The 12,994-nt window shown below is 38.0% G+C and carries 11 protein-coding genes, 1 pseudogene and 1 other annotated feature; of the genes and pseudogenes, 6 read left to right on the top strand and 6 right to left on the bottom strand.

All coding sequences use genetic code 11. From position 1 onward, the window contains the following. The first annotated feature begins 80 nt into the window (after positions 1–80). The 5 genes from DN394_RS13630 to leuS all read left to right on the top strand — a co-directional run bounded on the left by DN394_RS13630 (position 81) and on the right by leuS (position 6,759). The gene (locus DN394_RS13630; protein ID WP_097917996.1) at positions 81–647 is read left to right on the top strand and encodes a tyrosine-type recombinase/integrase; all 567 of its coding nucleotides are present in this window, start codon (positions 81–83) and stop codon (positions 645–647) included. A 33-nt stretch (positions 648–680) separates the two neighbouring features. Next, on the top strand, positions 681–1,178 hold the full coding sequence (locus tag DN394_RS13635; RefSeq protein WP_001026048.1) for a cation:proton antiporter regulatory subunit: 498 nt from the start codon (positions 681–683) through the stop codon (positions 1,176–1,178). Positions 1,179–1,181: 3 nt separating this feature from the next. Beyond that, positions 1,182–2,405, top strand: a complete 1,224-nt coding sequence (locus DN394_RS13640) for a cation:proton antiporter (RefSeq protein WP_149293882.1) — start codon at positions 1,182–1,184, stop codon at positions 2,403–2,405. A gap of 278 nt (positions 2,406–2,683) precedes the next feature. After that, positions 2,684–3,877 (top strand): MDR family MFS transporter, encoded by a 1,194-nt coding sequence (locus DN394_RS13645; RefSeq protein WP_001137570.1) that lies wholly within the window; start codon positions 2,684–2,686, stop codon positions 3,875–3,877. Positions 3,878–4,065: 188 nt separating this feature from the next. Next, positions 4,066–4,285 (top strand) — a binding site (T-box leader). Positions 4,286–4,350: 65 nt separating this feature from the next. After that, positions 4,351–6,759, top strand: coding sequence for a leucine--tRNA ligase (gene leuS, locus DN394_RS13650; RefSeq protein WP_097917993.1), 2,409 nt, complete (start codon positions 4,351–4,353; stop codon positions 6,757–6,759). A gap of 27 nt (positions 6,760–6,786) precedes the next feature. Here the strand turns inward: leuS and DN394_RS29405 are convergent. Then, positions 6,787–6,867 (bottom strand): annotated as a pseudogene (locus DN394_RS29405) (GNAT family N-acetyltransferase); the annotation flags it as partial. A 95-nt stretch (positions 6,868–6,962) separates the two neighbouring features. Here DN394_RS29405 and DN394_RS13660 point away from each other — a divergent pair. Beyond that, a complete protein-coding gene (locus DN394_RS13660) occupies positions 6,963–7,895 on the top strand; it encodes a hypothetical protein (RefSeq protein ID WP_149293883.1) in 933 nt (310 codons plus the stop codon). A gap of 44 nt (positions 7,896–7,939) precedes the next feature. Here the strand turns inward: DN394_RS13660 and DN394_RS13665 are convergent, their stop codons facing one another. The 5 genes from DN394_RS13665 to DN394_RS13685 form a co-directional block, all read right to left on the bottom strand. Beyond that, complete coding sequence (locus DN394_RS13665; RefSeq protein WP_000180554.1) at positions 7,940–8,362, bottom strand: pyrophosphohydrolase domain-containing protein; 423 nt, start codon at positions 8,360–8,362, stop codon at positions 7,940–7,942. A 98-nt stretch (positions 8,363–8,460) separates the two neighbouring features. Then, positions 8,461–8,646, bottom strand: coding sequence for a hypothetical protein (locus DN394_RS13670; protein WP_149293884.1), 186 nt, complete (start codon positions 8,644–8,646; stop codon positions 8,461–8,463). Positions 8,647–8,736: 90 nt separating this feature from the next. Then, the gene (locus tag DN394_RS13675) at positions 8,737–9,822 is read right to left on the bottom strand and encodes a Ger(x)C family spore germination protein (protein WP_149293885.1); all 1,086 of its coding nucleotides are present in this window, start codon (positions 9,820–9,822) and stop codon (positions 8,737–8,739) included. Beyond that, positions 9,792–10,892 (bottom strand): spore germination protein, encoded by a 1,101-nt coding sequence (locus tag DN394_RS13680; RefSeq protein ID WP_149293886.1) that lies wholly within the window; start codon positions 10,890–10,892, stop codon positions 9,792–9,794. The genes DN394_RS13675 and DN394_RS13680 overlap by 31 nt, the downstream gene beginning before the upstream one ends. A gap of 16 nt (positions 10,893–10,908) precedes the next feature. Then, positions 10,909–12,963 (bottom strand): spore germination protein, encoded by a 2,055-nt coding sequence (locus DN394_RS13685; RefSeq protein WP_149293887.1) that lies wholly within the window; start codon positions 12,961–12,963, stop codon positions 10,909–10,911. Positions 12,964–12,994 lie beyond the last annotated feature (31 nt).

Raw genomic sequence — 12,994 nt, forward strand, 5'->3', positions numbered from 1 at the left:
TGGAAATCCCATAGCGTGATAAGGTAAAATGGACAACATGATGAGAAAATTACCGTTCATAAGATGAGGAGAATACATGTATGGAAGTTGTAGAGGCATTAAAAGATATAAGCCAAATTGAGGCTATGAAAAAGTATTTAAAAGAGCACTCACAGCGAGATTATCTTTTATTTGTTATTGGAATTAACACAGGATTAAAGATTACTGAGCTACTTAGTATGAAATTTGAAGAGGTATTAAATGAAGATGGAGCTGTTAAAGAGTTTTATTCTCTTCCTGTGAAAGATGAAAAGTTTAAACAAGATATTTATTTAAATACAAAAGTAAAAGAAGCACTTTTAGAGTACGTACAATCTATTAATGCTCAAAGAGAAAACTACGTATTTCAATCTAATAAAACGACAAATTCAATTACGCGCCAACAAGCGTATCGTGTAATTCATAATGCTGCTGAAGCAGTTGGGATTGTTGGTAAAATCGGAACAAACTCAATGAGAAAAACGTTTGGATTTCATGCATACAAAAGAGGGATAGCGATTGCGCTATTACAAAAACATTTTCATCACGCGACACCTTCAGAGACATTAAAGTATTTGGGAATCTCAAAAGATGAAGAATTTAAAACAGAGATTGATGTCGATTTGTAAAAGCCGTAACTAAAAATTTTAGGAGGCGGGAATATGAATATTAGAGAGAGTGAATTACCGGGCATTGGATGTAAATTTGAAGTTATAACAAAAGGTAATGAAAAGATGGTTATCGTTATTCATGATGATGGCCGAAGAGAAATGTATCATTTTGATGCGGATCATGATGAGAGTATTTCAAGCATTTCTCTTCGTGATTCTGAAGCGAGACAAATTGCAGCTATATTGGGCGGAATGGTATATAGACCACAAGCGTTAGATACAATTGAGATGGCTTTTGAAGGATTATCAATTGAATGGTTTAAGGTGGAAAATAATGCACCAGTAGTACAACAAACAATTGGTAGCTTACATGTCAGAAAAACATATAACGTAACGATTATTGCTATTTTGAAAAAGAATATGAAGAAATTCTTTAATCCAGGTCCAGACTCTATTATTGAAGCTGGCGATATGCTCGTATTATCGGGTGAAAGACATGAAGTGAAAAGAATTATTAATGAATTGCTTTCAGCAGGAGGTGATTCATAATCGATGGATACTTTAATCTTTGAAGTTGGAACTGCTTTAGTATTAGTAGCTTGTGCAGCTATCCTTGCTGCGAAGTTAAAGTTCTCGATTATTCCGTTTCTCATTATACTCGGTATGTTAGTGGGGCCTCATGCCCCAGATTTAGGACTTATCGATTTAAGGTTTATTGAAAGCGGAGAAGTTATTTCATTCCTCGGCCGTGTTGGCGTCATATTCCTCCTATTCTACTTAGGCTTAGAATTCTCAATAAAAAAATTAATTAAATCAGGAAAGTCGATTGCTTTTGGGGGGACTGTCCACATATCGCTTAATTTCATATTAGGTTTACTTTATGGATATGTGATGGGCTTCCCTTTATTAGAAACGTTAATTATCGCTGGAATCATTACAATTTCATCAAGTGCAATTGTTGCAAAAGTAATTGTTGATTTAAGAAGATCTGGTAATAAAGAGACTGAATTAATATTAGGAATCATTATGTTTGATGATATTTTTTTAGCTGTATATTTATCAGTCGTTTCAGGGTTAGTACTCGGTGGTGCAACATCATTTGTAGGTGCTCTTACATCGGTGTTAATCGCGGTAGGGTATATGCTACTATTCTTTGTAATCGCTAGAAAAGCTACGCTGTTTCTAAATAAAGTATTAGATATTTCGTCAAACGAAATTTTTATTATCGTAATATTCGCCATTTTATTCTTTGTAGCAGGATTTTCAGAGACGATTCATGTTGCTGAGGCAATTGGAGCATTATTGTTAGGACTCGTCTTTTCTGAAACAGAGCATAGTGATCGGATTGAGCATCTCGTCGTTCCGTTTCGTGACTTCTTTGGAGCCATATTCTTTTTCAGTTTCGGTTTAAGTATAGATCCGTTTTCACTTGGAGGAGCAGTGTGGTTGGCATTAGGAGCAGTTTTCATTACGCTCATCGGTAATTTTACAGCTGGAATGATGGCGGGACGTAAAGCCGGGTTATCGCATAAGGCTTCTACGAATATCGGTTTAACCCTCGTATCACGCGGAGAGTTCTCCATTATTGTAGCCAATATCGGCATTGCGGGTGGTTTAATGGCAACGATTAAACCGTTCTCTGCACTGTACGTTTTAATATTAGCATCGTTAGGACCGTTATTAACGAAGGAGTCTGGGAGAATATACTCTCTACTAGATAAAATATTTAAATGGAGTGCGAAAGAACGTGCGAAGCGAGAAAAAGAAGTTGGATAGTATAAATAAGGGGGGAGACTGCATGAACTTTATGCAGTCTTCCTTTTTTATATATTGTTGTTGATGTCGTTTTTGTCGGTAAGTCGATATATTTTGAGATTCGCTGATATATTTTAATAATCGCCGATATATTTTTAAGTGACAATTCATATAATTTCATTTACCGAAAAACCATTATCTGAATTTCATCAACTATTAATCAGTTGCCTTCCTATTTAAAAACGACTACAATTTTACTGTTATAGATGAACGAAAAAAATAGAATAGGAGGGGAGACTATGCCAAGGAAAGTATGGCTATTAGTAGCTGGGATGATTATTAATGTCACGGGTGCTTCTTTTTTATGGCCTTTTAATACAATTTATTTGCATGATCACCTAGGAAAATCTTTATCTGTGGCCGGAATGGTATTAATGATCAACTCGCTTACTGGTGTAATCGGAAACTTGCTCGGCGGTGTTTTATTTGATAAATGGGGCGGTTATAAATCAACTTTAGTAGGGATTGTTATTACACTCGTATCGATTTTAGGTCTTGTGTTCTTCCACGGTTGGCCGTTATATGTTGTGTGGCTAGCATTAATCGGCTTTGGTTCTGGAATGGTCTTCCCGTCGATGTATGCGATGGTCGGTACGGTTTGGCCAGAGGGCGGAAGACGGGCATTTAATGCGATGTATGTTGGGCAAAACGTTGGTATTGCGATCGGAACAGCGTGCGGTGGTTTAGTTGCATCTTACCGTTTTGATTATATTTTCTTAGCCAATTTTGTTTTGTACTTTGTTTTCTTCTTAATTGCTTTTATTGGATTCCGTGGTATGGAAGACAAGAAAGAGCCAGGAGTGCAAAAAGAAGTCGAAACGAAAAAAGGCTGGACACTTACACCTGGATTCAAAGCACTTCTTATCGTATGTGTAGCATATGCTTTATGCTGGGTTACATATGTACAGTGGCAAGGGGCGATTGCGACTCATATGCGGGAATTAGATATTAGCCTCCGACATTATAGTTTATTATGGACGATAAACGGAGCGATGATTGTTTGTGCCCAGCCACTTGTTAGTATGTTAATTCGCTGGATGAAGCGTTCTTTAAAACAACAAATTATGATTGGAATCGTCATTTTTGCGGCGTCATTTATTGTGTTAAGTCAAGCGCAGCAATTTACGATGTTCCTCGTTGCGATGGTGACGTTAACGATTGGTGAGTTATTCGTATGGCCAGCAGTTCCGACCATTGCAAATATACTTGCACCAAAAGATAAGTTAGGGTTTTATCAAGGGGTTGTAAATAGCGCGGCGACTGTAGGGAAAATGTTCGGACCGGTCGTTGGCGGAGCAATTGTTGATTTATACAATATAGAAGTATTGTTTATAGCAATCATGGTAATGCTTGTAGTAGCGATTATTGCAACGAGCATGTATGATAAACGAGTAAAAGTAGAAGAAACAGTAGAAGAAAAAATTGCAGTTTAGTTTGACGGAACATGTAACATGTTTTAGAATATATTTAAATAAAACAACCTTTGGAACAAGGGAGATAGCTCGGCTGTCCTAAGACGAATTCGTTAGTTATGAAGAGTAACGATTAACCGAGAAGCCTTAGCTTCAAGTAAGCTCTTTAGAGATACGAAGTGGTGGGTAGTTCACATTAACTTATATTTGTAATAACAGTGAGAAGGAGTAGTAGTAACAGAAGCTGGTTTAGAGAGTTGACGGTCGGTGCAAGTCAATCCACGTTTCGTTATGAACTCGCCTTTGAGTTGCAGTTGTGAAACTAGTAGTAGCAATTGCCGTTAATCCACGTTACGGATCTAAGCGAATGTATATTTGTACATTAATTTAGGGTGGTACCGCGGGAATCTATAACCTCTCGTCCCTTTCTAGGGATGAGAGGTTTTTTGTATTTTGGGCGGTGAAAATAAATAGAATTTCAAGGAGGGTATCTCATGAGCTTTAATCATCAAAATATTGAGAAGAAGTGGCAAGGGTACTGGGAAGAGAATAAAACATTCCGTACGCCAGATGAGACAGAAAAACCAAAATTTTATGCACTAGATATGTTCCCATATCCATCAGGTGCAGGCCTACACGTAGGACATCCAGAAGGTTATACAGCGACAGATATTTTATCTCGTATGAAGCGTATGCAAGGATATAACGTTCTTCATCCAATGGGATGGGATGCGTTCGGTCTTCCAGCAGAGCAATATGCACTTGATACTGGAAACAGCCCGGCAGAATTTACAGAGCTTAATATTAATACGTTCCGTAATCAAATTAAAGCATTAGGCTTCTCTTACGATTGGGATCGTGAAGTAAATACAACAGATCCAAACTACTACAAGTGGACACAATGGATCTTCCTAAAACTATTTGAAAAAGGCTTAGCTTACGTTGATGAAGTGCCTGTAAACTGGTGCCCAGCACTTGGTACAGTACTTGCAAATGAAGAAATCATTGACGGTAAGAGTGAGCGCGGTGGTCATCCAGTTGAGCGTCGTCCGATGAGACAGTGGATGTTAAAAATTACAGCTTACGGAGATCGTCTATTAGAAGATCTAGATGAGCTTGATTGGCCAGAAAGCTTAAAAGATATGCAACGTAACTGGATTGGTCGTTCTGAAGGTGCAGAAGTACACTTCAACATCGATGGTACAGACGAGAAATTCACAGTTTTCACAACGCGTCCTGATACACTATTTGGTGCGAGCTACTGTGTACTTGCTCCAGAGCATGCGCTTGTTGCTGACATTACAACAGCAGAGCAAAAAGAAGCTGTAGAAGCTTACATTAACTCTGTTAAAATGAAGAGTGACCTAGAGCGTACAGAACTTGCGAAAGAGAAAACTGGTGTATTCACTGGTGCTTACGCAGTTAACCCAGTAAATGGCGAGAAATTACCAATCTGGATCGCTGACTATGTTCTTGCAACTTACGGAACAGGTGCTGTAATGGCAGTTCCAGCTCATGATGAGCGTGACTATGAATTCGCATCAACGTTCAATCTTCCAATGAAGGAAGTTGTAAAAGGCGGAGACATTACGAAAGAAGCATACACAGGTGATGGTGCGCACGTAAACTCAGCATTCCTTGATGGTTTAAATAAAGAAGAAGCAATCGTAAAAATGATTGAATGGCTTGAAGTAACGAGCGCAGGAAATCAAAAAGTAACGTACCGTCTACGTGACTGGTTATTCAGCCGTCAACGTTACTGGGGTGAGCCAATTCCAGTAATCCATTGGGAAGATGGCACAATGACAGCTGTGAAAGAAGAAGAATTACCATTAGTTCTTCCGAAAACAGAAAACATCCGTCCTTCAGGTACAGGTGAATCACCACTTGCTAACATTGACGAGTGGGTAAATGTTGTAGATCCTGAGACTGGTAAAAAAGGTCGTCGTGAAACAAATACAATGCCACAATGGGCTGGTAGCTGTTGGTATTACCTACGTTACATCGATCCAAACAATAGCGAAGCACTTGTAGATCCTGAAAAAGTAAAACAATGGCTTCCAGTTGATATTTATATCGGCGGGGCGGAGCACGCTGTACTTCACTTACTATATGCTCGTTTCTGGCATAAAGTATTATACGATATCGGTGTAGTTCCAACGAAAGAACCGTTCCAACAATTATTCAACCAAGGTATGATTCTAGGTGAAAACAACGAGAAAATGAGTAAATCAAAAGGTAACGTTGTAAATCCTGATGATATCGTAGCAAGTCACGGTGCAGATACACTTCGTCTATACGAAATGTTCATGGGACCATTAGATGCTTCAATCGCTTGGTCTGAAAATGGTCTTGACGGAGCTCGTCGTTTCCTAGACCGCGTATGGCGTTTATTCGTTCAAGATAACGGTGAATTAAGTGGGAAAATTACTGACGCACCAAATAAAGAGCTTGAAAAAGCTTACCACCAAACAGTGAAGAAAGTAACAGAAGACTATGCAGAGCTTCGCTTCAACACAGCGATTTCTCAAATGATGGTATTCATCAACGATGCATACAAAGCTGAAACACTTCCAAGAGAATATGTAGAAGGTTTCGTAAAAATGATTGCACCAGTTGCACCTCATATAGGGGAAGAGCTATGGAGCAAACTTGGATACAATGAAACAATCACATATGCAAGCTGGCCAACATTTGATGAGTCTAAACTTGTAGAAGATGAAGTTGAAATCGTTGTTCAAATTATGGGCAAAGTTCGCGCGAAACTAACAATGAGTAAAGACGCATCAAAAGAAGAGATGGAACAACTGGCACTTGAAGCAATTCAAGACCAAATTGAAGGGAAAACAGTTCGTAAAGTAATTGTAGTTCCTGGAAAACTTGTTAACGTTGTTGCAAACTAATTCATTCTAAATAAAAGCTCAGAGTATTTATACTCTGAGCTTTTTTGTGTAGAAAATAATCTCAGGATTACCCTCATCTAAGTTTTCAATCATTCCACTGCGTACAAATAAAAGAGCGGAATTCCAATACAGACAAACACCTATTTTTCTATAGGAAATATGATAAAAAAGGTAGGTTAAATTGAGTAGAAGAGGTGAAAGGAATGAAAGGGATGGACAATAATGCACCACATGGCTTTTTCGGAGGCGGATCGGATAGTTATGAACAAATGATGTTAATGGGAGGAGCTGGCCAACAAGGGTACGGTGGAATTCCGAGCTGGATGGGTGGAGCAGCAGGAGGTTTTCCAACATCGGTAGCTGGCATGCAAACTGGAATGCCTACATCAATGGGAGGCTTTTCGACATCAGGGGTTGGAATGCCTACAGTAACAGGAGGCTTTCCAACATCAGTAGCTGGCGTACAGACAGGAATTCCAGTAGGAGTACCAACTACATTTCCTTCTTTCGGTGGAGGAGTGCAGACAGGATTTCCGGTACCAGGAATAGGTGTTGTAGCCGGAGGAGTAGGTGGGTATCCGCAAGGTGTTCACGGTCACCATGTACATCACCATCACCAAGGACAACATGGCCACCATGTACACCATCACCATCAAGGACACCAAGGCCATCATGTACATCATCATCACCAAGGCCAGCACGGTCACATCACCACCACCAAGGACAACATGGCCCTCACCCACCCGGACAATCATCTACATCAACATCACCAAGGCCAGCACGGTCACCATGGTCATCACCACCACCAAGGACAACATGGCCATCACCATCAAGGACATCAACAACAAGTACATCACCACGGTCAACACCACATTCATCCGCAAGCTGTTCTTTATCAAACGCATCAAGGCCAGCACGGTCACCACCACCAAGGCCAACAAGGGCATCACCAACAAGGACACCAAGGTCATCAAGGGCACCAACAGCACCAACAGCACCAACAATATCAGCAATATCAACAACAGCAACAATCTTCTCCTTGGACAGGTGGAATGGGAACAGGAGGAGCAGGGGCAGCAGCGGGAGCAGCTAGTATTAGTGGAGCAGCAGGACACGCGGGGCACGTGGGGCATTAATGAGTTGCAGAAAAAAAGACATAATAAAAAACTGCTAGGAAATCCTAGCAGTTTTTTTCGGCTTCTTGACGCTGACGTTCAATTTCAGCACGAAGTTGTGGTTCCGGTGCTTGCCAGCCTTCTGGCTTTAGAATCTTACCGTCGCCTTCACGGAATCGAGGCTTCCCATCAGGGAATAGTTTTGCCATGTTGGCGTTGTTTACAATTTCGAATCCTTTATCTGGACGTACGCCCATTTCTGCAAACGTTCCGAATGCAAAGTAAATAAGGTCAATTAGTGCATCGTATTGATCTTCAACAGTCGTTGCCTCTAGAAATTCTTCTAGTTCTTCCTGCATAAAACTTGCACGGATTTTTGCGCGCTCTTCTGTTAATTTTGTTGGAGTATTTGTTACAGGATGTCCGAATACTTCATGCATTTTCGCAACAAGTTCGTATCCTTTATCTAAACCTTTTTCGTTTGTCATGTTGTTTCATCCTTTCTTACGTTATGCCGAAGTTTATTGTAACATAAGGTGATTATGAAATGAAAAGAACATCTTATAGAAAATAAGATGCTCGCCTGTTATTCTTCTTTCTTAATTAAAACGGATAAAATAAGATCGATGCCAAATATACCAACGAGTAACATTGGGATAACGACAAGTAAATAACGTGCGAAGGAAACATTTTTTAAGTATGTATGAGCAAATAAAAAGACGCCGAGAAATAAAACACCATTTAAAATAGGCTTTACTAATTTTTTAGACATAAGCTCCCCCATAAATATCTTCTCTCTCTATCTAAAATAAAAACTCCTCTTTCCGTTGTATCATGCTGGAGAGAGGAGTTCAATCATTTCTCATTCAATTACACCAGAATTTGTAATATTTACGGTGTATTTTATATGAACTGGAACATCTTTATACATTTGTCTCCATTCTTCTAATTTGAATGGGCGATAATGGTGTTTATATTTTGCTCCTAGCCCGAGGGGGTCGACACCTAAAGATTTAAATTGCTTAATTAATTTGGCAGCCTGTATGTTTAATTGTTTTTGAATATCTTTTTCAATGTTTTTTGTGTTCTTGTTATTTTCTAAGTTAATTGCTTTCGATAGTTCTTGAATACGTGCATCAAGCTGGACGTGAATGAAAAAAGAAGGCTTCCCGTTTTTAATTTTTATATCGTAAGTTGGAACAGAGCGAATATTATTAATCATTACATACGCAGAATCCGTTTTAAATTCATGTGAATCTAATTTATGTTTTTCTAATAGTCCTTTAAATATGAACATATCTTTTTCCGCAATTTTACCTATATATTTATCTTTTTTAAAAAGGCCAATTCCGGTGATTTTTATTTTATCACCATGCTTTTTTAGAATTGGAATGTAGTAGTCTTGCCCTTCTTGATAATAACGGAATGCTCCTACATGCAGATTATCTCTTGGTAAAGGACCAGTTTCCATGTTATGTTCTAGTAATTTTTTTATATAAATTGCAACGTTGTATGAAGTCGAATATTTGCCTTTTAAAAGTTCAGTACCATTCCCCTCTAATAAACCAACATATAAAGCGTTCCCTATATTCACATCTCGAAGTAATGTATCGAATGAAGTAGACATTCCTTTTTTGGCAAGTCGTATAGTATATAGTGCAACACGCATTTGTCCGCTAGCAAAAGGTTGAGAAGACTCTAAAGATGTGTTTGCTTTTACTTGTTTTACCGCATTTGCAGTTCCTTCAAAAACTTGAACTTTATTTCCTTTTTTCTGAATGGGACAAACGAATGTTACTTTTACTTTATTATCCTTTGCAACGTCAAATACGGTTCCTTGAATCAGTTGTACATCGTCGATAATATTTTTTTGTAAACATCCAGTTAGACTGAGGAATGTTATACAAGAAATAAGTATTAATTTGCTTGTGCTTTTGATTTTTTCCATTTTCTTTTCACCCACACAATAATAAATAGGATTGGGATATATACATAAATGAGCCAAAAACTAACTTTTGACGCATTACTAATAAAATTATTAATATCATGTCTGTTTGTTAAAAGTTGTGAAACAATGAGAGTGATAAGGATAAAAGCGATTAGAACACCTCTTTGTTTCACCCGAAATATTTCGTGAGTGCCTCTCATTGCTGCCCATAAAGGAAGGATAGAACTTGAAATAATAACGAGTGCATAAGCTGAAATTGCAATATATTCGAGTCTCTCTATGAATGGTAATTGAATGACTTGGGTCATAGAAAGTTGTGACCAGATTGTTTTTAACAATTGTTTTTCACTAAAAAATGCAAAGGCTAAAAGGGTGCTAAATAGATATAGAAGATTTGAAAATAGTGCTCCAAGCTGAGCGTATTTATGAGATTGCATAGGCTTTTTCACAAATGGATACACCATGAGGTAAATCTCAAAACCGGTCATACTGTAGATTGACAGTTGAGCGGATTTTAAAATGTCTGAAAAAGAATGTGTGAATATAGGTAGTACATTATCCCAATGTGAATATTTCAAAACGAATAAGCTTAGAAATAAATATCCTAATGTACCACCAACAGAGATGACGCAAATACCGGTAATTACACGAAATCCAGAAGAGATAATGTAATAGCTAACTAGGCATAAAAAGAGTGTTAACATCCAAGTTGAAGCGGTAGGAAACATCCATACTTGAATAATTTCAACATACGTTCGAATAACCGAAATACTGACGATTAAAAAATAAGCCATAAAGATGATACTGACACCATTTCCTAGCCACTTCCCAAATGTTTGGCGATGTAAATCAATTAAATTCCCGTTTGTTTCCCTTAATAAAAAATACATCATCCATATAAGAACATGGATACAGATTCCTGTAATTAGAACTCCCATCCAGCCGTCATATCCAGCTGCTTTTGCAATAATTCGAGCGAACCCGAGAACGCCAGCACCAAACTGTGCACCGTGAATTAAGAAGAAAACAAAGACAGGAGATATTTGATATTTTTCTTGAACCTTACTCATCAATGCACCTCATTTCTTAATCATCAAAGTCCGATCTATGTTTTGTTGAAATTCCTTTCGCTGCTTTTTTTACATGTTGTGGCCTTGCTTGTACATCTCTTGTATCAATCATTGTTAAAGGAAAACGAATCCAAGAGTCTTTAACAGATTGTTGTCTTGTCGGATAAAACAAAGCGTACGGCTTGCGTAAAGAAGTAAGTCTAAATAGATGAGTAAATAAAAAGATAAACCCAAGAGAAATCCCGAAAAGTCCCCCTATTTCTGCAAATATGAGAAACGGGAAGCGTAGTAATCGAACCGCATTACCCATTTTATAAATTGGTGTAATAAAGGAAGCGAGTGCTGATAAGGCAACGATAATTAATAAAATGTTACTCGTTAAACCAGCTTGTACAGATGCTTGCCCGATTACGATACCGCCTACAATACCGAGCGTTTGACCAACTTTCATCGGTAACCTCGCGCCAGCTTCTCTTAGTAAATCGATTGCGAGTTCTAAAAAGAGTGCTTCAATTAAAGGCGGAAATGGTACTTGTGCCCTTGATAAAATCAAAGTTTCAAGTAAATCACTCGGAATAAGTTCATAATGATAATTTAAAACTGCAACGTATAACGGTGTAGCACATATCGAGAATAGAACGGCGATAAGGCGTAAAATCCTTGAAAATGTAGCGTATAGCCAAGAGACGTTGTAGTCTTCTGGTGAAATGAAAAAATCAAAATAGGATACAGGTGTTAGTAAAACACTTGGAGAACCATCAACAAAAATAGCGATTTTCCCATCGATTAGTGCTTTTGTAACTCTATCAGTGCGTTCTGTATTGATATAGAGAGGGAAAATCGACTTTTCTCCCATCAATTCTTGTATATAAGCACTATCATTAATTTGATCGTATTCAAGAGCACGTAATGACTCCTCGAGAAAATCTACATTATCTTTTTCAGCAAGGTTGTCTAAATACATCATGACAACTTTTGTTTTGGAAAACTCGCCGATAATCATCTCTTTTGTTTGTAAATCTAAAACAGGAAGACGTTTTCGAACTAAATTAATATTTGTATCAATATCCTCTACGAAACCTTCCTGAGGACCGATAACGGTCGATTCGTTTAAAGGTGGAGTTGGTGCACGATAATTATCAATTGCAATATTTGCAAGCATACATTTTTGATCTTGTTGATTTACTTGAACAATCGCATGCCCCTTTAAAACCATGTCCTCAATTTTTTGTAAATCGTTCGTAATTGTAATGCCGCTCATCGGAATATGTTCTTTCAGCTCTTCTAGTGAAGCTTTAGGTCGTTCCAAAAGAGTAGGCATTAAGTACTTTTGCAATTTCTCACCATCAAGTGAAGGACGATAGTAAGAAATCCAATAAGGCATCGTTTCATCGTCAGATGTATGGTAATTAACAAAATCACTAGACTTTTTCAGCTTCTCTATTAAATTTTGTAGAGAATGAATACGGTCTTTTCCTGGTTTTGTAAAATCATAAATACTATTACCTTTAGAGTTTTGCTGCTGATTGTGATCCGAGTTGTCTTGCTTAGAGTTTTGCTGTTGATCTTGATCCGAGTTGTCTTGCTTAAAGTTTTGCTGTTGATCTTGATCCGAGTTGTCTTGCTTAGAGTTTTGCTGTTGATCTTGATCCGAGTTGTCTTGCTTAAAGTTTTGCTGCTGATTCTGATTCGAGTTGTCTTGCTTAGAGCGTTGCTGTTGCTCTTGATCTGAGCTGTTTTGTTTAGAGTTTTGTTGTTGATTCTGATTCGAGTTGTCTTGCTTAGAGCGTTGCTGTTGCTCTTGATCTGAGCTGTTTTGCTTAGAATTTTGTTGTTGATTGTGATCCGAGTCGTTTTGTTTAGAATTTTGTTGCTGCTGCGGATCCTGAGAAGGCTCTTTGTGTTCCTCTTTTTGTTGCTCGCTATTGCTATCTTTATTATGTTTCATACTTCTAGTCTGTTCTTTGTTATCATCCTCTTGATTGTTAGGTTGTTGCTCCGAGGAGTTATCTGTTTCGTTTTTCTCTGTCGTATTTGATTTTTTTTTCTTACGTAGCCAATTCCAAATCATATGTATTCCCTCTTTGATTGTGTAATATAAT

Source organism: Bacillus sp. BB081 (assembly GCF_008368895.1).
Lineage (GTDB): Bacteria > Bacillota > Bacilli > Bacillales > Bacillaceae_G > Bacillus_A > Bacillus_A wiedmannii.